The sequence below is a fragment of the Caproiciproducens sp. NJN-50 genome (assembly GCF_004103755.1).
Classification (GTDB): Bacteria; Bacillota; Clostridia; order Oscillospirales; family Acutalibacteraceae; genus Caproicibacter.
Genome location: NZ_CP035283.1, coordinates 2026744 through 2049479 on the forward strand (window position 1 = coordinate 2026744; position 22736 = coordinate 2049479).

The window sequence follows — 22736 nt, forward strand, 5'->3', positions numbered from 1 at the left end:
ACGGGAGACGGGTCATTGGGCAAGAAGATCGGTCTTTTCGGCGTGCCCCGAATAGGTGGGAACCAACTCATGCACCAATTCCATCATTTTCAGATTGTCGGCTCCGGCCACCCGCCGAAGTTCCTCCAGCTGAGATAAAAAGGTATTTTCATCAAATGGAATCGGATTCCCGATATAAATGAGCTCGTGGGAAGTTTTCTGGCAGCCGCCCTCGCTGTCAAGCAACAGTTCCTCATACAATTTTTCCCCGGGCCGCAGACCCGTGTATTGAATTTTGATGTCCTCGTCCGGCCTCAGGCCGGAAAGGCGGATCAGATTCCTTGCGAGGTCGTCAATTTTTACCGGCTGGCCCATGTCCAGGACAAAAATCTCTCCGCCCCTGGCCATGCCCCCGGCCTGAATCACAAGCCGCGCCGCCTCCGGAATCGTCATGAAAAAGCGCACGATTTCTGGGTCCGTCACGGTGACGGGGCCGCCCTCCTCGATCTGGCGCATGAAAAGCGGGATCACGCTTCCGCTGCTGCCCAGAACGTTGCCGAACCGCACGGCGACAAACCCCGTCTTGCTGTGCCGGCTGAAATACTGCATGATCAGCTCGCAGATCCGTTTGGTCGCCCCCATGATGTTGGTCGGATTGACCGCCTTGTCCGTGGAAATCAGAACCATGCGCCTGACCTGGAATTCATCGCAGGTCTGAGCGACATTCAACGTGCCGAACACATTGTTTTTCACCGCTTCGCCCGGGCTCAGCTCCATCAGGGGAACGTGTTTATGGGCGGCCGCGTGGAACACAACATCCGGCCGATACGCGGAAAAGACGCTGCGCACGCGCGCCCTGTCGCGCACCGAACCGATCACCACGTCCATGTCCAGCTTTGGAAACCTGCGGTGCAGTTCATTTTGAAGATCATAAGCATTATTCTCATAAATATCGAATACAATCAGTTTTTTCGGATGAAAGAGTGCAATCTGGCGGCAAAGCTCGCTGCCGATGGAGCCGCCGCCTCCGGTGACGAGGATGGTGCGGTTTTTCAGATATCCGCTGATGCTCTCGACATCAAGCCGGATTTCGTCGCGGCCCAAAAGGTCGACGATATTCACATCGCGGACCTTGTGCGGGTCCGCGTTCCCCTCCAGGATTTCATACAGAGCCGGAACGGTTTTCAGCTTGCAGCCCGTCGCCGCGCAGATGCGCAGAATCTCCTGCTTGTCCCTGTTCGGCGCGGTCGCAATCGCCAGGATGATCTGATCGACGCGGTAACGGTCGACCAGTTTCCGGATGCTCTCCCGGCCGCCGGCGACCTTCACGCCGTTGATGCGGGTCCCGCGCTTCTTTCTGTCGTCGTCCACCGCAACGACGGGAGTTCCCTGCGACTGGGGAGAAGACTTCAGATCCTTGATAATCATGGAGCCCATCTCCCCCGCCCCGATCACCATAACCCTGCTGAACTGGTTGGAATCCCCGCGCAGAACTTTGTTCATCCGCCTGTGTGCCAGCCGGAAGCCAAAGCGTGAAGCGCCGATAAAGAACAGCGTCAAAACCCATCCCATCACATAAACGGTGATCGGAAAGCGCTGGATGGGGTCGCCGAAAGAATCCCTGAGAATGCGGGGAAACACGGTGTACCCCATCATCGTAACGATCAGGCATGCCGTCGTGGTCCCAAAAAAAATCTGCAGCAGCTCATCCAGACTTGCGAACTGCCACATTGTGCTGTAAAAGCGAAAAAGGGCAAAGACGGCAAGGCAGATCAAAGTCATCCAGGGAATGCACAGACGGAAAGAATCAATATAGAAAAACGGAACTCCTCCCTCGTCAAAAAAACGAAGTACAAAGGAAATCCAATAGCTGAAAAAGACGCAGATCGCGTCAATGATAATTTGCGGGATCAGCTTTTTGAACCCGTCCCTTTTACTGATCATCGAATTACTCCAATACTTAAGTTTTTAACCGGTTTAGTATAGCACAAACTCCCTATGAAATAAACAAACAATTTCTAAATTTTGAAGTGAGACATGGAGTATTTGTCCATTTTCAGTCTTTATTCGTTATTTTGTCCAAAATTTTAAGAGGGATTCCACTCAAAATGCAAATAACTTCTGAAAGCCGGTCCGCCTCCTCCCGGTCATGGGTGACGAGTATTTTGAGCTTTCCGGCCGTCGTTTTCTCAATCAAATCGGCGATTTTCCTTCTGCTGCGCGAATCCAGCCGCTGGAAAGGCTCGTCCAGCAGGAACAGGTCGCCGCCGAACGCAAGAGCCCGGGCAATCGCAACGCGGCGCCGCATCCCCCCGCTGAGCTGACAGGGGTATTGATCCTGTGCGCCGTCCAATCCCACGCGGCGCAGCCATTCCAACGCCTGCGGCATCCTGTTCCGTCCGGGCAGGACGGCGGCTATATTCTGTGCCGCGGTGCTCCAGGGCAGCAGCCTGTCCTCCTGAAACAGATACGAAATCCGAAGGTTCTCCGCTCCGGAGATCCATCCGGCGTCAAGTGTTTCCAGTCCGGCGATGCAATTCAGAAGCGTCGATTTGCCGCAGCCGGAAGGCCCGAACAGACAGACGGTGCCGGAGTCGGGAAAAGACAGGGACAGCCCGTCCAGGACTTTAACGCTCTTATACGACTTAAACGCGTTTCGAATTTCAATCCCCATTGCGTTCCTCCCCGGAATAAAATCCGTAGCGCCTCCCCGCATATTTTACCACGCGCAGCAACGCCTGTTCCAGCAATACGCTGAGAACGATGACAACCGCGGTCCACGAGAACAGGTCCGCTGTTTCCAGATAGATCTTTGAATTGTAGATCTCGCCGCCAAGAGACAGGGGAAGCGAGGAAAGGACCTCCGCTGCGACCCCGCCCTTCCAGGCCATCCCCATCCCCGTGGTGCAGGCGGCGGTGAAGTACGGCAGGACGGACGGCAGATAAACCCTGCGCACGGTTCCGATTCTTCCGAAACGATACAGCTCCGCCATCTGTAAAAGTCTTCGGTCCGTCTTCCTTATCCCTTCCGATACATTCGCCCACAGGATCGGAAGCACGATCAGCGCGGATGCAAAGGATGGAACCTGAGATGTTTTCATCCAGACCAGGGCAAGAATAATGAAAGAGGCAACCGGAGTCGCCTTCATGATGCCGATGACCGGCCGGAGCAGCGCATTTCCGACGGAGCTGGTCTCCGTCAGGACAGCGGCTCCGCATCCTAAAATCACTCCAAGAAAAAAGCCTTCCGTAATTCGGCACACGGAAAGAAGGACCGTCAGCCAAAAATTTCGCTGACGGACCAAATCGAGCAGCCGACACAGGACTTCCGCCGGGGAAGCGACCAGAATTTCCTGGCCTGCCGCCAGATAAGCCCATTGCCAAATGCCGATCCAAAATAAAGCGGAAAAGGCTCCGACGGCAACCCGCCGGAACCTTTTCTTATTTCTGATAATAGAAATCATCTGCCGGCAATTTTCCTCCCACCGATTTCGGGTTCTCCTGATACAGGACCTTTAGAAAATCAGGAATTTTTTCCTTCATTTCCGCTCCGTCCAGATAGACGATCGCGCAGTTCGGAATGGCTTTCTTCGCGACGGAACTGTCCATGATCCCGAAATCCTGGGACAGCTTCGCCGCCTGCTCCACATTGGAATTCGCATATTCCGCGGAAGCCTTGTAATCGTCCAGGAAAGCGTCGAACGCCGCCTTGTTTTCCTCCGCAAATTTTTTCCTGACGATGAGGCAGCCCATGGTAAGCACGCTCTTGTCCCCCGCCGCTTTCTTCCACTCCTGCGTCAGATCCAACGCGATTTTCGCGGAGCTGTCCTTTGCCAGTACCTGCGTGACGAAAGGCTCCGGCAGCACGGCGATTTTCGCCTTTCCGGCAATCATCAGGGAAGCCAGCTCCGCATGCTCCGATTTATATTCCACCTGAACATCCTTCCCCGGTTCCAGCCCGTTCTGGCGGAGAATATAGTTCAGCGCGTACTCCGGCGTGGCTCCCTGACCGGAGGCGTAGACCGTCTTTCCTTTCAGATCCGATATTTTGCCTACGGTTTCCCCTCCCTCGGTCAGAACATACAGGACGCCCAGCGTCGTCACGGCAGCAAGACGAACGCCGCCGTTCGTCTTATTGTACAGGGTCGCCGCAAGATTGGTCGGCGCCGCCGCCACATCGACTTCTCCGCTGCTGATCTTCGCCACGATTTCATCCGGGGAAGAAACCAGGGTGAACCGATCGTCCCCGGACGCGGCTCCAGCCTTGCTGTCGCTCATCAGCTTCACCATGCTCAGGCCCGTAGGCCCTTTCAGGCCGGCAATACGGATCACCGTTTTGGCAGCGGACATACTGCTTCCGGCTGAGGAAGCCGCCTCTGAGGAAGACGCGGAACCCGAAGATGCGGTTCCGTTTGCGGAACAGCCCGCCCCTGTCAGCAGCAGCGAGACCGCAAGTGCAAAAGCCGCGATCCGTTTCGATAATTTCATAAAAATACCCCTTTCGCAATTCAGGATTCCTGTCAGAAACCCACGTTTTTTAAACCCTCCGGATTTAAAATCTCAACCAGCCGGCCGGTGCGCCGGATCAGCCTTTTTTGCGTCAGCGCATTCAGGGCCCGGTACAGGGACGCACGGCCGACGCCGAGCGTGTCGGAAAGCTGTGTCAGGGAATATGGAAGTTTCACGGAACTCTTTTTGCCTTCCTCCAAAGTGACCAGGAACTGTGCAAGTCTGGTTTCGGCCGATCCTCCGGTGAAATGGTCAATACAGGTATTCAGATAACGGATCCTGCCGGAAAGAAAGGCGATATAATTTTCCGCGACGCGCGGCTCCCGATCAATCAGGTCCCTGAGCAGACTCTGAGGTAAAAACAAAACCCGGCTGCGGCGCGCGGCCACAATATCCGAAACATACCTGCCGGAGTCTCCGAACATTCCCGCCACCCCGAAAACACCGCCCCTTTCAAAGGTGTTCAGGACAATCCCCTGTCCATCCTCTTCCCCTTTGACCGCCCTGAGCCTGCCGGACAAAACTATGCCGATGCTTTTTCGGAAATCTGTTCTCGTGTAGACAGGTTCTCCCGTTTCAAACTCTGCGCACGTACAGGAAGGAGAGGCAAACGCTGATTCGGACAGCTCCGCACCGACTCCGCGGAACAGAAATATGCCGGAAAGGATTTGCCCGTCTTGTTTTGTTTTTTTCAGCTCTTTCATATTTCCTCCAAACTGTATCATTTGATACAGCCGTCCTTGCATAGTATAAAAGAAAACCCTAAATTAGTCAATGGAAGCCATAAAAATCGGCGCAGAAAGCCGGATAAAAAAAGCACCGCCGATGGCGGTGCCAAAAAATGCGAAAGAAGTAGTAATTTATTCGTCCTTGGTGCAGGATTCGCAGGTGCACTCGGCCTCCTGCGCCTCATCCAAATCAAATTCCAGCGTCTCGCCGCAGTTGGGGCAATCTATTTGCCCGTCGCGGGCCAGATCTTCCGACAGGCAAACCGTCTCATGGCAATTCGGACAGGTGACCTCATAGTAGCATTCGGCATCGCCGATGTCTTCCTCGTCATCATCGGCATCCTCATCGTCCTCAACGCCGTCCTCTTCATCCCCGTCGTCATAAAAATCGTCTTCAAGGGAACCAAGATCCTCATCAACGGCGTCCAGCTGATCCGCCATGTCGTTCATATTGTCTTCCATTTCCGTCATGGTCAGCGTCATGTCGTCCAGAAGATCAATGATCGCATTCAAAACTTTGACTTCCTTTTTGTTTTCATCGAGCTCCAGACCTTCCGCCAAACCCCTGATGTAGGATACCCGTTCTGTGTTTTTCATAACAGCGCCCCCTTCTATTATTTGTTCGGTTTCTTAAAGAATAGTATCAGTTAAGCACGTTCCATATATTCACCGGTTCTGGTGTCAATACGGATTTTTTCGCCTTCGTTGATAAACAGAGGCACTCTGATTTCGGCGCCGGTCTCCACTGTGGCCGGTTTGGTCGCATTGGTCGCAGTGTCCCCTTTAAAGCCCGGATCCGTTTTAACAATATCCAGCTCCACAAAATTCGGCGGTTCAACCCCGAAAACATTCCCTTTATAGGAAAGGATCTTGCAGTCCATATTTTCTTTCACGAATTTAAAGTTGTCGCCAAGGACCGAAGCGCTGATCGGAATCTGTTCGAAGGAATCCGGGTCCATAAAATAGTACAGATCCCCGTCGTTATAAAGGTACTGCATGTCCTTGCGTTCAATAAACGCGGTCGGGAATTTATCGTTCGGATTGAAGGTGCGTTCCGTCACCGCTCCGGAAATGACGTTGCGGATCTTGGTGCGTACAAAAGCCGCGCCCTTGCCGGGCTTAACGTGCTGAAATTCAATAATGGAATAAACGTTGCCGTCCATCTCAAACGTCGCGCCATTCCTGAAATCGCCTGCTGATATCATTGGTTTAATCCTCCGTTTATTTTTTCCTGTAAGATAGTTTATAATATTTAAGACGCTTTTTCAAGCGGATTTTAACAAAATTGCCCGCAAAAAGAAGGAAAAGAATTCGCTAAATCAGATCACAAAGCGCATCGAGCGCCAAAAGATAGCTGGTTTTTCCAAATCCGGCAATCTGCCCCGCGCAAACCGCAGAAATGACGCTTTTGTGACGGAATTCCTCTCTGGAGTAAATATTGCTCATATGAACCTCGACAAAAGGAATCCTGACGCTTGCAATCGCGTCGCGCAGCGCATAACTGTAATGCGTCAGCGCCCCCGCGTTGATGACGACCCCGTCGTACACCCCCCTCGCCGCATGGATCCGGTCAATCAGATCACCCTCATGGTTGGATTGAAAAATGTCGCAGTCAAAGCCCACGCTCTGAGCATGCTCCGTGATCTGACGGCTGACGCTTTCCGCGGTCTCGTCGCCGTAAACACCCTTTTCGCGGATGCCGACCATATTCATATTTGGCCCGAGAAGAACCAGGATTTTTTTACGGCCCAAAATGCGTCACTCCTTTTTCAGGTATTGACTTCCACAGCTTATTTCTCTGATCTTTTTTCTGATGGGCTGCTCCAAAGCGCGGCGCAGACGAAAAGAAAGAGTTTGCTCCGTGCCGACCGGAACCAGCAGAATCGATTTAAGGCCGGCCCAGTTGGCGCCAAAAACGTCCGTAAAAATCTGGTCGCCCACCACTACGGCCTCCTCCGGTTTGACGTTCAGCCGTTTTACGGCGCGGCGGTACGCAGCCGGAAACGGCTTCAGCGACAGGGAAAGGAACGGCAGCCCATATTGGGCCGCAAAGGGTTCCACGCGTTTTTTAAAATTGTTTGAAACCAAAACGAGGCGGATTCCCGCCCCCCGCATGTACTTTGCCCATTCGATCGTACCGGGAAAGGGCGTTTGGGAACCGTGAAGGGCAAGCGTGTTGTCCACATCCAAAAGAATTGCAGTTGCGTGCATCGCGTGGATCAGTTCCGGAGTGATATCCGTCGCTTTCTGAACGGAAACGGTCGGCAAAAGCATCGACAAAAAGACACCCCCCTTGTACGCATACTGTAACTCCGTTTAAAAAAGCGGGCATAAGCCCGCTTTTTCACTATCATTCGGCAACAAGCACTGCTTATTTAAACTTGCGTTTGCGTGCCGCTTCGGATTTTTTCTTCCGCCTGACAGAGGGCTTTTCATAAGCTTCCCTCTTGCGAACTTCCGCGATCACACCGGCTCTGGCGCACTGCTTTTTAAAACGCCTGAGGGCGCTGTCCAGAGACTCATTCTCTTTTACTCGGATTTCAGCCATTTATCTTCCCTCCCATCCGCCGAAAGGCAGGGGTTTTGTAAGTCATATTACATAGAATAATTATATAGGTATTGCCTGAATCTGTCAAGTCAAATATGGCAGATTCGCGGGCTGCCGAGGGATTTAGTCATGAGATTACGAAATAGTATACCTAAAAAATAAAATTTAATGAATTATAAAACACTCGCTTGACCACATTGTCCCCGGACACAGGCCGTCTGTTTTTAAAACGGGACCCGGCATCACTGAAATCTTCTTCTGCTCTTGACACGCACTGTGAAAAATGATAGAATAATTGTCACGCCATATAAAAATGTAAATAGGGGTATAGCTCAGTTGGTAGAGCAGTGGTCTCCAAAACCACGTGCCGAGGGTTCAAATCCTTCTGCCCCTGCCACTACAAAACCCGCATGGATACTGGTTTTCAGCGTTTATGCGGGCCTTTTCTATGTTGAATAAGAAAATATTATTCTAAAAATTAATGAAACGGATTGTTTTATCGCATTTGGGGAGTCATGCAACACAAAAAGCACAGCAAAATTTTTTATAACTCACTGATGAAACGGCGTTATTAACGACAAAAGGGATCGCTTCGCTTGGGAAGCTCTCCCTTTTGTCGTTGAAGCACTGGAAAAAAGCGCATTTCGGACGCATGTTAATCAAGAAATTTATTACTTGAACCGAACGCCCAAACTGTTTTCCATGCGCATTGCTCACGCGTTTTTCGCGCCTGCTCCGGTTTTGCCGCACTTGATCCATTTCAAAAACGAGTGCCTGCCACCTCGGCCATTGTCGGAATAGAATCGAAAGCCCCTTTTTTTGTTATGGACAGGGCGGACGCAGCCGCCGCGATGCGCAGCGCTTCCCGGGTATCGTTGTTCTCCAGCGCGGCAGCCAGGAAGTAACCGGTAAAAGTATCTCCCGCGGCAGTTGTATCCACCGGTTTTACGGACGGAAATGCATCCTGATAGAGGATCTCCCCATTTTGGACACAGTATACGCCATTTTTTCCCATGGTCATTACAACCGTCCCACGGGGGCATATTCTCTGGAGCTGGCCAAGGCAGGCTTTTTCCGTCGCCTCGCGGGCGATCTGTCTTGCTTCCACTTCGTTGACAAACAGCCAGGAGGCTGTCTCCAGCATTTTCTCCGTGATTCCTTCATTCATCGGAGACGGATTCAGCGCGATCCGCAGGCCGGCCCGGTCCGCCTGCCCGATCAGATAGGAAAGATTGCTGATTTCGTTTTGGACAATCAGGACGTCGCCGGGTCCGAAATGGGTCAAAGTCTCGTCGATCATTTTTCGCGATACCGCTTGATTTGCCCCTCCGAACAGCAAAATGCAGTTTTCGCCCCGCCGGTCGATCTGGATGACGGCGCTGCCCGTCGGCACGGAAAGAGTGCGGATATAAGTGGAATCCACTCCGATTTCCGCGCATTTCTCAAGGAATTCAGCTCCGTCGGTGCCGATGCACCCGGCCAGGCAGACTTTGCGCCCGGCCCTGGCCACCGCGACCGCCTGGTTAAAGCCTTTCCCCCCGCAGTGGTTTTCCACCGACAGCGCAGAACAGGTTTCTCCAGGGCTTACAAATCCACTGACATTGTAAATATGATCGAAATTCATCGAGCCAAAGCAAAGAATTTTCATTTTTCTAAATATGGAGTGATCCGGGCGTAAAGCTCTTTTTTCTCCGCCTCATCCAGATCGATCAGCGGCGCGCGCATGTGCCCGCCCGCAAGCCCCCTGAACTGCAGAACCGCTTTAAAGATTCCCATATCCGCTCCGCTCTGCATGATTTCACAGATTTCATTCGCAATCTTTTGCTCCTGTAAGGCTTTTTTCATATCGCCTTCCCGATAGGCCTTATAAATGTTGACAAAGTGTTCCGGCATCGGCCCGGAGCAGCCGGATACCGTGCCCTCGCATCCCATGGTAAGTGCCGGCAAAAACAGGCGGTCCGCCCCAAAAAGGACGGAAAAATTTCCGTTGTTCAGATTCAGGTAATCCTTCAGCCGGATCATATCCGAATAACTGTACTTAATCCCAACGATATTTGGGCAGGTCTCGATCAGTTCAGCCACCAGGCTCGGTTTGAGGTCGTTGGCCGCGCACTGGGGAATGGAATAAAGATATATGGGAAAGTTCTTCGACACGCTGGCCGAAACCTTCTGATAGTACTGCAGCATGGCTTTGTCTTTGACTCCAAAAAAGGCGGGCGTCACGACTCCGATCCCGTCGGCGCCTATTTTTTCGGCATGCCGCGCCAGCCGGACGGTCTCCTTCAGAGTCATCGCTCCCACATGGATAAAGACGGTCGCTCTTCCGGCCGCAGCGCGCAGCACGGTTTCAGCGGCCAGTTCCCGTTCCTCCGGCGTCATGTTGAACATTTCGCCGGTGGTTCCGCATGGGTAAAGGCAGTCCACGCCTTTGGAAATGTCGAATTCGACCTGTTCTTCCAGCGCTTTTACATCGACTTTGTCGTTCGCGTCGAACGGGGTTGTCATAGCCGTAATGACACCAAACATCTTTTTCATCTATTTTATCTTCCTTTCACCGGTTCAGCCAATTCTGTGGGTTTCCGCCGTTCAGGACGTCGATCACGGCCTGCGCGGTCATCATGCTGATCGCCTTGTAAGTCTCGGCGGTCTCCGCTCCCGTGTGCGGGGTGCATAAAATCCCCTCCGTATGCAGGACGGGATCATCCGGCGGCAGGGGTTCCTTTTCATAAACATCCAAAGCCGCCCCCCGCAAAACGCCCTCCTTGACCGCCCTGCACAGAGCTTCGGTGTCCACCAGGACTCCCCGCGCGGTATTGACCAGATAGGCTCCCCTTTTCATTTTAGCGATCAGTTCAGCGTTTACGATATGATAAGTGGAAGGGATGCTCGGCATATGTATGCTCAAAATGTCGCTCTGCAAAAGGATGGTATCCAGATCCGTCATGAGGACGCCGAGTTTCTCTGCCTTCGCAAAATCCGGCAGAGGATCATAGGCCAGAAGGCGCGCCTCAAAGCCGGAAAGCTTTTTCGCCACCTTGCCGCCGATATCGCCAAAGCCGAGAAGTCCGACGGTCTTTCCTTTCAGCTCATGACCGACCCTGCGCGCCCATTCTCCCCCGCTCAGTCTGCGGTTCAGATCAGGAATATTCCGCAGGGCGTTCAGGATCAGCGCGGCGGCCAGCTCCGCAACGGCGTTGGAATTCATCCCCCGCGCATTCACCACCTTAACGCCATGCTTTTTCGCGGCCTGAAGGTCGATGTTGTCTGTCCCAACGCCGAAGCGGGCCAGCACCTTCAGTTTCGGCGCGATGCCGAACACCTTTTCATCCCAGAGATCCATGCCGATAATGGCCGCGTCGATCACGGGCGCCCACTGTTTTAATTGTTCAAAAGAAAAATACGGGATATCGCTGTCGCCTAGAATCACCTCATGGCCGTTCTCTTTTAAAAGGTTCAGGGCATCCGCGCACAGGCTTTGGAAATGCGAAGCGGTAATCAAAACTTTCCCCATTTCTTCGCTCCTTTCTAAGCATCGTTCCGATTTAAACCATTTCTGATTTTTTCAACTTTTTCCTGATATTCACTTTGTTTCAGAAAGACCGGCCTCGGCTCGTCCGTCAGAAACATTTTTCCCCAATCTTTTCCGTCCTTGTATTTTGGAACGATGTGGACGTGCAGGTGTGTGCCGAGATCGCCGAGAATCAGATAATTGATCTTGTCCGGCGCATAAATCCCGTTCAGAACACAGGCGGCCCGATGGACGCTCCGCATAATCGCGCCGAATTCCTCGGGCGGCAGATCGGTCGCCCTTTTGACATGGCGCTCGGCGGCAAAAAGCAGTCTGCCGGGATGCGTCTGGTCCTTGTGAAAATACAGCGTTCCGCCCGGCATGGCGGCGATCCGAATCAAATCCGGACGCAGTTCGTCACCGCCGCAGAATTTACAGATTTCACTCATTTGTTCCGCCCCCGGCTTTGATTGCTTTTTTCCTGGCGGCCCTTTCTTTCACAAGCGGCAGCACGAAAGGATAAAACACGGAAAGGACGGAGAGCACGATGAAGATGCAGGAGATAGGGCGGGTGAAAAATGTGGTCCAGTCGCCGCCCGCAAGAACCAGCGAACGCCTGAAATTTTTCTCAAGAATATTCCCGAGGATCATGCCCAAAATGATCGGAGGCACGGAAAAATCCATTTTGATCAGGAAATAGCCTAAAATGCCGCATATGATCATGAGATAAACGTCGCCGATCGTGTGGTTCACGGCGAATGTGCCGACGAAGCAGAACACAAAAATCAGCGGATCCAAAATAACTTCGGGTACGCTTGAAATCTTGGTAAAGATCTTGATTCCGCCAAAACCGCAGATGGCCATGAAAATGTTCGCCGCGAACATGCCCAGAATAATCAGATAGACCTTCTCGGGATTCTCAGACATCAGCAGCGGGCCCGGCGTGATCCCCAACATCATCAGGCAGCCGAGCATGATGGCGGTGCAGGCGTCCCCCGGAATGCCGAGGGAAAGCAGCGGGATCAGAGCCCCTCCGGAAATGGCGTTGTTGGCGGCTTCCGGCCCGGCCACGCCGTCAATGGCGCCGTGCCCGAACTCCTCCGGGTGCTTTGACCAGCGCTTTGCCTCGTTATAGCCGACCCACGCCGCAATGTCTCCGCCGGTACCCGGGATGGCCCCGATGATCGTGCCGATTACGCTCGAACGGATCAAAGTCGGGAAAATGCGCCGGAGGTCGCTCCCGGAAGGCAGGATCCGCTCGAGCTTTTCCTGTACCTTGACGCGTTTCGTTTTAAAATTCTCTTCGATATTGATCAGTCCCTGAGAAAACGCGAAGAGACCGATCAGAACCGGAATATTGGAAATGCCGCCCGTCAGGTAGACCGTGCCGAACGTGAAACGGTAGACTCCCGTCGTGGAATCCACGCCGATCGTCGCGAGGAGCAGCCCGATCAAAGCTCCCATGATGCCCTTGACGATGTTCTGGCTGGAGATGCCGGCGACAATGCTGATTCCAAACAGAGCCAGCGCAAAGGATTCCTGCGCGCTGAAGGACAGGGCGAATTTGCACAGAACCGGCGAGGTCCATAACAGCATGAACGTGGAGAAGAGCCCGCCGAAAGTCGAAGCCGTGGTGGAAATGGAAATGGCGCGCCCCGCTTGATGTTTCAGCGCCAGAGGGTGACCGTCGAGGCAGGTCGCCGCAGAGTTCGCGGTGCCGGGCGTGTTGATCAGAATCGCGGTGATCGAACCGCCGTAAATGGCTCCGCAAAAGATGCCGAGCATCATCAGGATGCCGTAGTCGCCGCTCATGGTAAGCGCCACCGGCAGCATGATCGCCATGCCCATGACGGAGGACAGTCCCGGCATGACGCCGACAAAAATCCCGCACAGAACGCCACCCAGGATGGAAAGCAATCCGTAGGGCGTGAGGATCAGGGACAGACTTGAAGCAATTGCCAAATTCACAAGCGTAACCTCCTTAGAAAATGATGCCCTGCGGAAGAATGACTCCCATAAGAGTCGCAAACATCAGATAAATAGAGCCTGTAACGCAAACGGTCGTCAGACCGATCTTCAGCACTTTCCGCTCGCCCATGGCCAGCATAGTAGCCACGACAAAAAAGAGCGTCGCAGGAATAAAGCCGAAGAAGTAGAGCGCGACCGCATAGGCGACCATGATAGCGAAAATGATCAGGACGCAGTGTACCCCGGCGGATTTATAATCGATCAGGGGAGCTTCCTGCGAACCGGATTCCGGTTTCGCCAGCGCACTCTGCACAATCAGCCCAAGAGCGCACAAAATCAGGCCCACCAGCAGCATCCTCGGCCAGAACGCACCGCCCGGATCGTTGGCATTACTGGAAACAGTGTGAAACGTTGTGGTAATATAAAGGCCGGCCGAAGCGATAACAATAACGATCACGGACAGAATGTAATTATATTTTTTCACGGGTAAAAACTCCTTTGTGCCGGAAAAGGCGGGATCTGAGCACCGAAGACAGACCCCGCTCCGGTGTTCAAACACCCTGACGTCATAGTCCGTTTTAGGTAAGCCGAATCGCCGTTCTTTTTCCTGTTAGCTTTTCTTGGTCTTCGAGCAAAGCTTGGTGTAAAGCTTTTTCTGCTCGTCCAGGAACTGCTTCATCTCATCGACCGTCATGTTTGTGTCCTGCATATTCAACTTTTTCAAAGTATCGGAAAAGCTGGTGCTGTCAACCGCCGTCCGAAGCTGCTCCGAAAGATATTTCTGGATGTTCTGGTCAACCTTAGACGGGCAGGAGATAATGCAGAAACCCATCATTTCAAAATCGACCTGATCGGGAAACGTTTCTTTGAATGTGGGCGCATCCGGGTAGGTTTTCAGGCGGTCGTTCGCAAGGACCCCGATGATTTTGGCATTGCCGGCTTCGACCTGAGCCGACGCGTTGCAGGCCTGGGCAATGGTCGCGTCGATATGATTGCCCACCACAGCCGTCACGCAGTCCGCGCTTCCGTCGTAGGTGACGCTTTTGAGCTGAATCCCCAGAGCGTTCTGAATGGCCGTGACCGCCAGGGTCGGCGCTGCGCCGGTTCCGGTATCACCGATGCTCACCTCTCCGGGATGGTTTTTCGCATATTCCACAAATCCTTTCAGGTCGGAATATTTATCCGTTTTTCCAACAATCAGGACGAACGGATCCTTTAACGCACAGGCCAGAGGGGAGAAATCATCCAGAGTCAGCTCGGTATTTCCTAAAATACCGTTGATAACGAAGTCTGTGTTGACGACGCCCAGCGTATAGCCGTCCGCTTTGGAGTTGGATACCTGCGTCAGCCCGATCAGGCCGCCGTTACCGGCCACGTTGGAAACGGATAAATTGACGGGAAAATCCTTTACGCCGGACAAAACGCCGCGAACTGAAAGGTCCGTCCCGCCGCCTGCAGAGTACTGCACGATCACATTGACGTTCTGCTTGGGGTAATCCAGGGCCGCGCTGCCGGACCCGCTCGCGGCGGCGCTGCCCTCGCCAGCGGACGACTTGCTGCCGCAAGCACAGAGGGTGGTGACGGACAGGGTTGCTGCCAATAAAACTGCTAAAATCCTTTTCATTAGTTATCCTCCTTATAATTTGTCTATGTTAATTTACTAAGACAAGCTCTTAGAAAGTCGGCCGATTTTTTCATCCCGACGGAAGCGTCCGGAATATCGTCCGGGTGCCACCTTCTTTCGTATTCGAGGGAAAGCCAGCCGTTGTAGCCGAGATTCTTCAACTGCTGAAGGATCTCCGGCCAGGGCACAATCCCCTCGCCTACGATGCGTGTGAAAACATTTCGCTCCGACTCGGCGGGGCGGGACACACTCGAGGACAAGAATCTTGTATCTTCATTCCGAAACACAAAGTCCTTCACATGGACATATCTGATTTTTCCGAACTGAACCGGCAGCGCGATTTCAAACGGCTCATTTCCCGTAAAGGAAAGATTTGCCTGGTCGTATAGAATCCCGACCGAAGGGCAGTCGATCTCTTCCGAGACCGCGATGCTGTCCGCCGCCGAAACCGTCATGGTGTTAAAGTGGTTTTCAATGACAAGACAAACTCCGGCGGACTGCGCTTCAGCCCCCAAACATCTCATGTTTTTGATCAGGCAGTCTCTTTTTCTGCCGCCGTCGTCCTTCTCTTCCTGTGAAAAGTTTCCGCCGTAGATCCGAATATATTTCGCTCCCAAAAAGGCAGCATATTCCATGACGCGGCGGACGCCGTCGATTTCACGCTGACGGATGTCCTCCCGCAGATCGTTAAATCGGGAATAATACGGTGTCAGCGCAATAATTTTTACGCTCTCTGCCTCCGCAGTTCTGCGAAGCTCCTGCAGCTCCGACGCAGCGGCTTTTTCCGGGATCGCACAGCGATACCCATCCTGCACGACGATTTCGGCTCCATCAAGCCCGATTTTTTTAAAAAGCCGAATGGCATCAGGAAGCGAATATTCCGGCGTCCCCATCGTGTGCCCGGCGATCAAGAACAATTTCCCACCTCATTCCAGCCCGGGAAGACCTGCAGCCGTCAGGATCCGGTGCATGAGTTCCTGCGTCTTATATGCGTCGGCCCCGTTGGTCAGAGGCTGCCTGTTGTTTTTCAGGCAATCGAAAAAGTGGCCGTCCTCCTGAGTGAATCCCATTTTATCGGTCACCTTCGCCCAGCCGTATGCCAACGGCGTCATGGATGTCGTATGAAACTGCTCCTGATCCGTTATGGTTACGGTGTCCGGACAGGTGACCTGTATACTTTTGTTTTGGCCGTGCATTTCCAGCGTCTCCATCCATTGACCGGAGGCCCGGTCCGCTACAAGCATCGCCACGGAGCCGTTTTCAAACTGAAGCTGCGCCGTCGTCAGCGTTTCGTACATGGGATCCGTGAATTTCGAATAGGCCTCTACCCGGGTGCACTCACCGCAGAAGTACCGGAGAATGTCCACCATATGCACCGCGTTTTCCAAGGTGGCGCGGTATTCGCTGGCAGGGCGGTTCTTCTGGGCAACAAGGACATCCGGCGCCGACCGGCCCATCGCTTCCTTTGCCTTCCGATAAACCGGAGCGTATCTCCGGTTAAACCCGATCATCAGCTTTTTCCCGCTTTTTTCAGCGGCGTCCGCCATTGCCGCAGCTTCCTTCAGCGTCATCCCCATCGGCTTTTCGCAGAAAACGTCGATTCCCTCCTGAAGCAGGCGGACGACCTGTTCTGCATGGACATCCTTCGGAGACAGCACGAACGCGCAGTCCAAACCAAGATCAATCAGTTCGCCGATATCGTGCGCGGCGTGTTCGATGGCGTAACTTTTTTGGCATTCCTGAACGTCTTCGATCTCCTTCGCAATGGCACCGACCATTTCAACGTCGTCGCGCGCCGCCAAGATGGGCAGATGCGCGATGTGCGCAATGGACCCGACCCCGATCAGACCGACCCTAAACTTTTTTTCCATATAACCAAATCTCCTAAACGTTTGCTTCCCTGTTTCAGGATTTTGCCAAAAAACCTCCGTCCACCGCTATGGTAAAGCCGTTGACGTAGTCCGAGGCTTCGGAAGCCAGAAAAATTGCGGCTCCTGCAAGATCCTCTGGCTTCCCCCAGCGTTCCATCGGAATGCGGGTGTTGGTTTCCGCCATCCTTGCAGGCTCCGAGCGCATGGGGGCCGTCATATTCGTGACCATATATCCCGGAGCAATGCAGTTGATATGAATGCCGTAGCGGGCCCACTCGTTGCACATATGCATCGTGATATTGCGGACGGCCGCTTTGCTGGCCGTGTAAGGTATTACCTTGAAGCCCCCCTGATAGGAGGTCATTGACCCTATGTTGATAATTTTCCCTCCAGTGCCCTGTTTCACGAACTGACGGGCAACTCCCTGACAAATAAAGAAAGTAGCGGTCAGGTTTACATCCAGCACGTCTTGCCAGTCCTTTTTGCTGATATCAAGAGCCATAACCCGGCGGGTTATGCCGGCAGCGTTTACAAGAATATCAATCTTGCCGAACTTTTCCACTGTTTCCCGCACAATCTGGTCAGGGGCGTCTTCGGCGGCGACGTTCAATCTGAGGTTCAAATATTTTCTTCCCAGGCTTTGAACTTTATTTTTGGTTTCGCTGTCATCGCTGCGGCCGACACAGACAATATCCGCTCCCGCTTCCGCAAGACCGACCGCGATGCCTTGACCCAGGCCCCGCGTTGCGCCGGTTACGATGGCGGTCTTACCAGCCAAATTGAACTTTTCAAAAGATGTCAATGCTTACACTCCCTTTTAATAACGTTTTCAAATTTATAATGATTTAATTTACATGTTATGAAAACGTTATTTTTCGACTGTATTTTATCATTGTGGTTAGTAAATGTCAATGGCTTTTGTCGAATTATTGAAGTATTTTTATGAAAATCATAAAGATGCCGCTTCACTCCTCCGCGGGTAAACCTGCCCCGCACTCCTTTATTGGACAAAGTTTTGGGTTTTCCGTTTTCCTCCACGGAGCCAAAAAGTGCGTTTCCGTGATACGGAAACGCACTTTTGCGGCGTTCTATTCAATTCATCAGGGTCCCGATATGAAGCCGGATAAGCACGCCCTGCGGCAGCGTCCGCGCCGAAATCGAAACATGGAAATCCTCTATAAAGTTTCAAGCGATTCCGCAGAAGGAAAAGAAGCATAAACACCAACCGTCTGCATGCATAGGATCGCAGCCTTATGCGCCTTAATGGCCGCCTCCTGAACTGTCTTTCCCTTCACGATTTCGGCGGCCAGCACACCGACAAAAAAATCTATGGCTCCGGAGTAATCGACGATCTTCTGTTCCGGAACCGAATTCATGATAGAATATAAGCCATTGTCCGATACCAGAACGCCATTCGCATCCATTTGAACGATGACATTTTTCCTGACGATACTGGATAAAAGGCTGGCCGCAATCCGCCCGCTTCTAACGGTTTCATCATTCAGGCCGCATATAGAGGAAGCCTGGGAAAGATTCAATACCAGATAATCGACTTTTTCCAGAAATTGCTGCGGAATCTTAATGGACATGGAAGGACAAACCAATACTGGCACATGATATTCATTGGCCATATCAACCACATGATAGGCCACATCTATCATAGCGGGCCCCATATGGATCATCACCAGTTCCGCGGTTTGAATAACATGGCAACAAAGATCGATATCCTCTTTCGTCAGCTTATAATTGGCGCCGAGAAAATCAATAAATATATTCTCCTTTTGATTTTCGACCAATATTGTAGCCAACCCGCTGTGAACGCCCTGCATCTTGCTCAAGAATCTGCAGTCCACCTTTTCTTTTCGCAGCGTGGCCTCAATCTGCTGGCCAAAGGCGTCATCTCCGATTTTGCCGATTACAGCTGTAGAGATTCCGTCCCTGACTGCCGCAATGGCCTGCGAACTGCCGTGCCCGCCGGCATTGATGGAAATTTGCTTCCCGATGCGTTTTTTCCCAATCGTCTCATTGCCAAGCTCCATGACAAAATCTACGTTCAAGACACCGAACGACACAATTTTAGGCGATTCCATCCCCGGCATAGGTTGACCCCCTTATAATCAATCTCGTGTCCACTTCGCCGGGTTTATTGCCATTGCTCCCGCCTTCGCCGCAAATTTTTTCCAACAAATATTTTGTGCCTAAAACGCCCAATTGATAACCGTTCGGTCCGATGATGGTGATCTGCGGCGTTGTAAGCCGTGAAAGGACCGTATTCCCTATGCTCATCAGCGCGACGCTCTCTGGAACCTCTATTCTCTTTTCGCGGAAATAAGACAATGCGCCAATCGCTTGTGTATTGTACTGTGTTAAGACCGCGTTGTAACTGAAATTTTGCTTGACGGAGTAATTTTGCAGTTTTCTGAAAGCATCCTCCAAAGAGCGGCCGGCAACGCAAATTTCGCAGGCGCCGTTTTTTTTCATCAGGGTTTCCTGAAGGCCTGCAAAATAATCCATATCAATGCTCTTTAAACTGTCAATCATATACACTACTCTGTTTTTGCCCTCACGCTGCAGATAATCCGCCGCCTCTGAACCTATTTTTTTCCGGTCGATATCAATTTCAGATACCTGAGAGATACGTTTCGCATTATTTCCGGATAAAAACACCGTCCACGCCTTCTGGTAAAAAGCACCTGAAGTATCCGGTTCAAAACGATTGGGGCTGTAAATCAGAACTCCGGAAATACCTGCCGATTTAACCTTGGACAGCAGATCCAATTCATTGGTTTGTATCCCCTCGGTGCTGTAAGAAATCATAAGATAGCCATTGGAAGATAATACATCCGCGATTCCCTGATGCATTTGAGCGAAAAAAGGATCGGAAAAGTTCGGAAGCAGAACGGCGATGGCATTGAGCTTTTCCTGCCGTAAGCTCTTCGCCATAAGATTTGACGAATATCCCAATCTCTCAACAACTTCCAAAACCTTTTTTCGTGACTTGCTCGCCACTTTATCAGGGTTGTTCAGAACACGTGAGGCAGTTGCAATGCTGACACCAGCCTCTTTCGCAACATCTTTTAATGTCGCCATATCATCTACCTCCCATTTTCATAAAAAGCATATCATACTTTATAATATCAGTCAATAAATCCTTTCGATGCCAACCTCTTTGCATTCTGCGCCCACTCCCCGGCTGCGCAGCGCTCGTCTCCGAAAAAGAAGGAAAGGCTCACAAATGCCCATCGCTGTTCCCCGGCGGACTCCAAAGTTGACTGCTTTTTGGGGACATCCATCGGCACATTCGAAGCGGCTGATACATTCCGGCGGAAGCCGGCCATGGGTGCGCAACGGCAAGCATAAAAATGTTGAAATATAAGGAAAATTGAGTTATAGTAAAAGATATCGCAGCAACGAGGATTTTTCCATAAGGAGAAGGCCTCGTTGTTATCTTACCATGCCGATTGAGACGGGTCTTATCATCATCAAAAAGAAAATACACCGTTGTTCGGAACGGAACGCAGCATGCGCAATTACAATCGGTTTTCCAGCGCACAGACGAAATTTTTTGTTCCGATCGGAAAAGGAGAAACTGCCATGCAATACGATTTTACCTCAATCATGGACCGTCACGGAAAAGATGCGGTCGCGGTGGACGGTCCGGGTTCCTCGGACGGGTCCCCTGGCACGCCAAAAGAGGGATTCGACATTATCCCGATGTGGATTGCAGACATGAATTTCCCCACACTGCCGAATATCTCGGAGTCGATTATTAAGCGCGCCGGACATCCGGCTTTCGGATATTTTCAGCCAACAGACAAATATTACGACTCGATCATCCGGTGGCATGAGACCCGAAACGGCATCACCGGCCTGACAAAAGAATGCATCGGATATGAAAACGGAGTGCTGGGCGGGGTCATTTCCGCCTTGACCGCGTTTTCCGCGCCCGGCGACTCCGTTTTGCTGCATTCGCCGACTTACATCGGGTTTACTAAAAGCGTGGAGAATAATGGCCGAAAAATTGTCCACAGTCCTTTGAAGCTGGATGCAAACAACGTGTGGCGCATGGATTACGAGGATATGGATGCCAAACTGAAGGCCGGCAGGATCCACGTCGCGATTTTTTGCAGCCCCCACAACCCCTGCGGCCGCGTATGGGAAAAATGGGAAATTGAAAGAGCCATGGAAGTCTATCGGGCCAACGACTGTATCGTTATATCGGACGAAATCTGGTCGGATATCCTTCTGAACGGTCACCGGCACACGCCCACCCAGTCGGTCAGCGAGGATGCGCGCCGCCGCACCGTGGCGCTGTACGCGCCGAGCAAAACGTTTAATTTGGCGGGGCTCATCGGTTCCTACCACATCATCTACGACAGCTATCTGCGGGATCGCGTGCGCGCCCAGAGCAGCAAGCCGCACTACAACAGCATGAATGTCCTGAGCATGCACGCCCTGATCGGCGCATACTGCCCGGAAGGCTCCGAATGGGTCGACGAGCTGTGCGAGGTACTGAGCGGCAACATGAATTATGTCTGCGATTATATCGCGAAACATTTTCATGGCGTAAAATTTGCTAAGCCGGAGGGAACCTACATGCTGTTTCTGGACTGCACCGATTGGTGCAAAAAACACGGCAGGACCATCGACGAGCTGGAAAAGAGCGGATGGGACATCGGCGTGACCTGGCAGGACGGCCGCATGTTCCATGGGACCAATTCCATCCGCATGAACCTCGCGCTGCCGCTGAGCCGGGTGAAGGAAGCGATGGAACGTCTGGATCAATATGTATTCACCGCATAACCGCCGGTCTTTTGACGCCGCGCTTCATAGCCGGACATCTCTCACAAGAAAAGGGCGCCGGAAAGGAGAGTGCGGCTGCACAAGCCTATGCAAAATCTTTGCATAGAGCGGCAAAGCCGCACGGGAATTATGGGACTAGAACATCCATTAAAAAACGATATCTGTGAAAAGCCGCGGGGAAAGCGCAATTTAATTACCGACGTGCCTGGAGTGGCGGTGGGTCATGTCACACTGAACCGGGGCAATGAGAAAACCGGGGTAACCGCCATTCTCCCGCAGCCGGATCATCTGTTTTCACAAAAACTTCCCGCCGCCTCACAGGTGATCAACGGGTTCGGCAAAAGCATCGGGCTGGTTCAGATCGATGAACTGGGCACATTGGAAACGCCGATCCTCCTGACCAACACCTTTGCGGTGGGAACAGCCGGCACAGCGCTGGTCCGATATATGCTCGGGCAAAATCCCGACATCGGGGACACGACCGGCACGGTCAATCCGGTTGTGCTGGAGTGCAACGACGGATATCTGAATGATATCCGGGCAATGCCCGTCCTGGAACAGCACGCGCTGGAAGCGCTTCAGAACGCCGGGAGCGGCTTCGAGGAAGGAGCGGTCGGGGCCGGGACCGGCATGCGCTGCTACGGCCTGAAAGGCGGCATCGGTTCCTCTTCCCGGCTGATCGCGCTGAACAACGGAAAAACATACACGCTTGGCTGTCTCGTTCTCTCCAATTTCGGCGTGATGAGGGACCTGACCATCGGGGGGGACGCCGTCGGGCGCAGATTGTCGCGGGAACGGAAGCTCCCAGAGGAAAAGGGATCCATTATCGTTGTCCTGGCGACGGATCTGCCCCTGAGCGACCGGCAGCTCAAACGAATCTGCAGACGCGCCAGCGTGGGCATCACCCGGACAGGCTCTTTTATCGGCAACGGCAGCGGGGAAATCGCCGTGGCTTTCTCCACGGCGAACCGCGTCGCGCACTACGAAAAGCGGGATATCGTTCCCGTAACTCAGCTCAGCGAAAACCGGATCAACGACATTTTCCGCATGACCGCGTCGGTTGTGGAGGAATCCATTCTCAGCTCGCTGGTTCACGCAAAAACCACCGAGGGACGCGGCGGACGCGTTTGCCTGGACTTGAAAACCGCGTTAAAGCAGGCTGGCACAGCCATATTGAAGTAAACACCGCAAATGTCTG

The 22736-nt window shown here is 52.6% G+C and carries 24 protein-coding genes and 1 tRNA gene; 3 read left to right on the plus strand and 22 right to left on the minus strand.

Features of this window, described 5'->3' with window-relative positions:
• Window positions 1-12: 12 nt before the first annotated feature.
• From EQM14_RS09750 to rpsU, 10 genes are all read right to left on the minus strand, one after another.
• The gene (locus tag EQM14_RS09750) at window positions 13-1923 is read right to left on the minus strand and encodes a nucleoside-diphosphate sugar epimerase/dehydratase (protein WP_128742748.1); all 1911 of its coding nucleotides are present in this window, start codon (window positions 1921-1923) and stop codon (window positions 13-15) included.
• A gap of 112 nt (window positions 1924-2035) precedes the next feature.
• Window positions 2036-2653 (minus strand): ABC transporter ATP-binding protein, encoded by a 618-nt coding sequence (locus EQM14_RS09755; RefSeq protein ID WP_164919028.1) that lies wholly within the window; start codon window positions 2651-2653, stop codon window positions 2036-2038.
• Complete coding sequence (locus tag EQM14_RS09760; protein WP_128742750.1) at window positions 2643-3443, minus strand: ABC transporter permease; 801 nt, start codon at window positions 3441-3443, stop codon at window positions 2643-2645. Before EQM14_RS09760 ends, EQM14_RS09755 begins: the two co-directional genes overlap by 11 nt.
• Window positions 3421-4467 carry an ABC transporter substrate-binding protein gene (locus EQM14_RS09765; RefSeq protein ID WP_128742751.1) on the minus strand — a complete coding sequence of 349 codons (1047 nt, stop codon included), beginning with the start codon at window positions 4465-4467 and terminating at the stop codon, window positions 3421-3423. The genes EQM14_RS09760 and EQM14_RS09765 overlap by 23 nt, the downstream gene beginning before the upstream one ends.
• Before the next feature lie 32 nt (window positions 4468-4499).
• Window positions 4500-5192, minus strand: a complete 693-nt coding sequence (locus EQM14_RS09770) for a Crp/Fnr family transcriptional regulator (protein ID WP_164919029.1) — start codon at window positions 5190-5192, stop codon at window positions 4500-4502.
• A gap of 156 nt (window positions 5193-5348) precedes the next feature.
• Window positions 5349-5813: a CD1247 N-terminal domain-containing protein gene (locus EQM14_RS09775; RefSeq protein ID WP_128742753.1), complete on the minus strand. Its 465-nt coding sequence runs from the start codon at window positions 5811-5813 to the stop codon at window positions 5349-5351.
• A gap of 50 nt (window positions 5814-5863) precedes the next feature.
• Complete coding sequence (efp, locus tag EQM14_RS09780; RefSeq protein ID WP_128742754.1) at window positions 5864-6421, minus strand: elongation factor P; 558 nt, start codon at window positions 6419-6421, stop codon at window positions 5864-5866.
• A 109-nt stretch (window positions 6422-6530) separates the two neighbouring features.
• Window positions 6531-6968, minus strand: a complete 438-nt coding sequence (gene aroQ / locus EQM14_RS09785) for a type II 3-dehydroquinate dehydratase (RefSeq protein ID WP_128742755.1) — start codon at window positions 6966-6968, stop codon at window positions 6531-6533.
• 6 nt (window positions 6969-6974) lie between these two features.
• Window positions 6975-7490 carry a YqeG family HAD IIIA-type phosphatase gene (locus tag EQM14_RS09790; protein ID WP_243112811.1) on the minus strand — a complete coding sequence of 172 codons (516 nt, stop codon included), beginning with the start codon at window positions 7488-7490 and terminating at the stop codon, window positions 6975-6977.
• A gap of 97 nt (window positions 7491-7587) precedes the next feature.
• Window positions 7588-7764 carry a 30S ribosomal protein S21 gene (gene rpsU, locus EQM14_RS09795; RefSeq protein WP_128742757.1) on the minus strand — a complete coding sequence of 59 codons (177 nt, stop codon included), beginning with the start codon at window positions 7762-7764 and terminating at the stop codon, window positions 7588-7590.
• A gap of 321 nt (window positions 7765-8085) precedes the next feature.
• Here rpsU and EQM14_RS09800 point away from each other — a divergent pair.
• A tRNA-Trp gene (locus EQM14_RS09800) sits at window positions 8086-8161 on the plus strand.
• A gap of 363 nt (window positions 8162-8524) precedes the next feature.
• On the opposite strand, the gene EQM14_RS09805 is transcribed toward EQM14_RS09800, so the two are convergent.
• The 12 genes from EQM14_RS09805 to EQM14_RS09860 all read right to left on the minus strand — a co-directional run bounded on the left by EQM14_RS09805 (window position 8525) and on the right by EQM14_RS09860 (window position 19825).
• Window positions 8525-9412: a ribokinase gene (locus tag EQM14_RS09805; protein ID WP_128742758.1), complete on the minus strand. Its 888-nt coding sequence runs from the start codon at window positions 9410-9412 to the stop codon at window positions 8525-8527.
• Window positions 9409-10299: a dihydrodipicolinate synthase family protein gene (locus tag EQM14_RS09810; RefSeq protein ID WP_128742759.1), complete on the minus strand. Its 891-nt coding sequence runs from the start codon at window positions 10297-10299 to the stop codon at window positions 9409-9411. Before EQM14_RS09810 ends, EQM14_RS09805 begins: the two co-directional genes overlap by 4 nt.
• Before the next feature lie 16 nt (window positions 10300-10315).
• Entirely contained in the window at window positions 10316-11275 is a 960-nt protein-coding gene (locus EQM14_RS09815; RefSeq protein WP_128742760.1) for a phosphoglycerate dehydrogenase, read from the minus strand.
• Window positions 11276-11289: 14 nt separating this feature from the next.
• Window positions 11290-11721, minus strand: a complete 432-nt coding sequence (locus EQM14_RS09820) for an HIT family protein (RefSeq protein WP_128742761.1) — start codon at window positions 11719-11721, stop codon at window positions 11290-11292.
• Window positions 11714-13240, minus strand: a complete 1527-nt coding sequence (locus EQM14_RS09825) for a tripartite tricarboxylate transporter permease (RefSeq protein ID WP_128742762.1) — start codon at window positions 13238-13240, stop codon at window positions 11714-11716. The genes EQM14_RS09820 and EQM14_RS09825 overlap by 8 nt, the downstream gene beginning before the upstream one ends.
• Before the next feature lie 13 nt (window positions 13241-13253).
• Complete coding sequence (locus EQM14_RS09830; RefSeq protein WP_164919030.1) at window positions 13254-13724, minus strand: tripartite tricarboxylate transporter TctB family protein; 471 nt, start codon at window positions 13722-13724, stop codon at window positions 13254-13256.
• A 126-nt stretch (window positions 13725-13850) separates the two neighbouring features.
• Window positions 13851-14864, minus strand: coding sequence for a tripartite tricarboxylate transporter substrate binding protein (locus EQM14_RS09835; protein WP_128742764.1), 1014 nt, complete (start codon window positions 14862-14864; stop codon window positions 13851-13853).
• A gap of 23 nt (window positions 14865-14887) precedes the next feature.
• A complete protein-coding gene (locus EQM14_RS09840) occupies window positions 14888-15781 on the minus strand; it encodes a sugar phosphate isomerase/epimerase family protein (RefSeq protein ID WP_243112490.1) in 894 nt (297 codons plus the stop codon).
• A gap of 9 nt (window positions 15782-15790) precedes the next feature.
• Window positions 15791-16735 carry a Gfo/Idh/MocA family protein gene (locus tag EQM14_RS09845; protein WP_128742765.1) on the minus strand — a complete coding sequence of 315 codons (945 nt, stop codon included), beginning with the start codon at window positions 16733-16735 and terminating at the stop codon, window positions 15791-15793.
• A 34-nt stretch (window positions 16736-16769) separates the two neighbouring features.
• Entirely contained in the window at window positions 16770-17537 is a 768-nt protein-coding gene (gene kduD, locus EQM14_RS09850; protein ID WP_128742766.1) for a 2-dehydro-3-deoxy-D-gluconate 5-dehydrogenase KduD, read from the minus strand.
• 373 nt (window positions 17538-17910) lie between these two features.
• Window positions 17911-18834, minus strand: coding sequence for a PfkB family carbohydrate kinase (locus tag EQM14_RS09855; RefSeq protein ID WP_128742767.1), 924 nt, complete (start codon window positions 18832-18834; stop codon window positions 17911-17913).
• Entirely contained in the window at window positions 18812-19825 is a 1014-nt protein-coding gene (locus tag EQM14_RS09860; RefSeq protein WP_128742768.1) for a LacI family DNA-binding transcriptional regulator, read from the minus strand. Before EQM14_RS09860 ends, EQM14_RS09855 begins: the two co-directional genes overlap by 23 nt.
• 504 nt (window positions 19826-20329) lie before the next feature.
• Here EQM14_RS09860 and EQM14_RS09865 point away from each other — a divergent pair.
• Entirely contained in the window at window positions 20330-21538 is a 1209-nt protein-coding gene (locus EQM14_RS09865) for a MalY/PatB family protein (protein ID WP_128742769.1), read from the plus strand.
• Between the two features lie 129 nt (window positions 21539-21667).
• Window positions 21668-22720, plus strand: a complete 1053-nt coding sequence (locus tag EQM14_RS09870) for a DmpA family aminopeptidase (RefSeq protein WP_128742770.1) — start codon at window positions 21668-21670, stop codon at window positions 22718-22720.
• Window positions 22721-22736: the final 16 nt, after the last annotated feature.

What these genes read in the sequence shown, in the direction of transcription:
- EQM14_RS09750 (WP_128742748.1), bottom strand. Translation starts at nt 1,923, where the DNA reads ATGATCAGTAAAAGGGACGGGTTCAAAAAGCTGATCCCGCAAATTATC.
- EQM14_RS09755 (WP_164919028.1), bottom strand. Translation starts at nt 2,653, where the DNA reads ATGGGGATTGAAATTCGAAACGCGTTTAAGTCGTATAAGAGCGTTAAA.
- EQM14_RS09760 (WP_128742750.1), bottom strand. Translation starts at nt 3,443, where the DNA reads ATGATTTCTATTATCAGAAATAAGAAAAGGTTCCGGCGGGTTGCCGTC.
- EQM14_RS09765 (WP_128742751.1), bottom strand. Translation starts at nt 4,467, where the DNA reads ATGAAATTATCGAAACGGATCGCGGCTTTTGCACTTGCGGTCTCGCTG.
- EQM14_RS09770 (WP_164919029.1), bottom strand. Translation starts at nt 5,192, where the DNA reads ATGAAAGAGCTGAAAAAAACAAAACAAGACGGGCAAATCCTTTCCGGC.
- EQM14_RS09775 (WP_128742753.1), bottom strand. Translation starts at nt 5,813, where the DNA reads ATGAAAAACACAGAACGGGTATCCTACATCAGGGGTTTGGCGGAAGGT.
- efp (WP_128742754.1), bottom strand. Translation starts at nt 6,421, where the DNA reads ATGATATCAGCAGGCGATTTCAGGAATGGCGCGACGTTTGAGATGGAC.
- EQM14_RS09790 (WP_243112811.1), bottom strand. Translation starts at nt 7,490, where the DNA reads ATGCTTTTGCCGACCGTTTCCGTTCAGAAAGCGACGGATATCACTCCG.
- rpsU (WP_128742757.1), bottom strand. Translation starts at nt 7,764, where the DNA reads ATGGCTGAAATCCGAGTAAAAGAGAATGAGTCTCTGGACAGCGCCCTC.
- EQM14_RS09805 (WP_128742758.1), bottom strand. Translation starts at nt 9,412, where the DNA reads ATGAAAATTCTTTGCTTTGGCTCGATGAATTTCGATCATATTTACAAT.
- EQM14_RS09810 (WP_128742759.1), bottom strand. Translation starts at nt 10,299, where the DNA reads ATGAAAAAGATGTTTGGTGTCATTACGGCTATGACAACCCCGTTCGAC.
- EQM14_RS09815 (WP_128742760.1), bottom strand. Translation starts at nt 11,275, where the DNA reads ATGGGGAAAGTTTTGATTACCGCTTCGCATTTCCAAAGCCTGTGCGCG.
- EQM14_RS09820 (WP_128742761.1), bottom strand. Translation starts at nt 11,721, where the DNA reads ATGAGTGAAATCTGTAAATTCTGCGGCGGTGACGAACTGCGTCCGGAT.
- EQM14_RS09835 (WP_128742764.1), bottom strand. Translation starts at nt 14,864, where the DNA reads ATGAAAAGGATTTTAGCAGTTTTATTGGCAGCAACCCTGTCCGTCACC.
- EQM14_RS09845 (WP_128742765.1), bottom strand. Translation starts at nt 16,735, where the DNA reads ATGGAAAAAAAGTTTAGGGTCGGTCTGATCGGGGTCGGGTCCATTGCG.
- EQM14_RS09855 (WP_128742767.1), bottom strand. Translation starts at nt 18,834, where the DNA reads ATGCCGGGGATGGAATCGCCTAAAATTGTGTCGTTCGGTGTCTTGAAC.
- EQM14_RS09860 (WP_128742768.1), bottom strand. Translation starts at nt 19,825, where the DNA reads ATGGCGACATTAAAAGATGTTGCGAAAGAGGCTGGTGTCAGCATTGCA.
- EQM14_RS09865 (WP_128742769.1), top strand. Translation starts at nt 20,330, where the DNA reads ATGCAATACGATTTTACCTCAATCATGGACCGTCACGGAAAAGATGCG.
- EQM14_RS09870 (WP_128742770.1), top strand. Translation starts at nt 21,668, where the DNA reads ATGGGACTAGAACATCCATTAAAAAACGATATCTGTGAAAAGCCGCGG.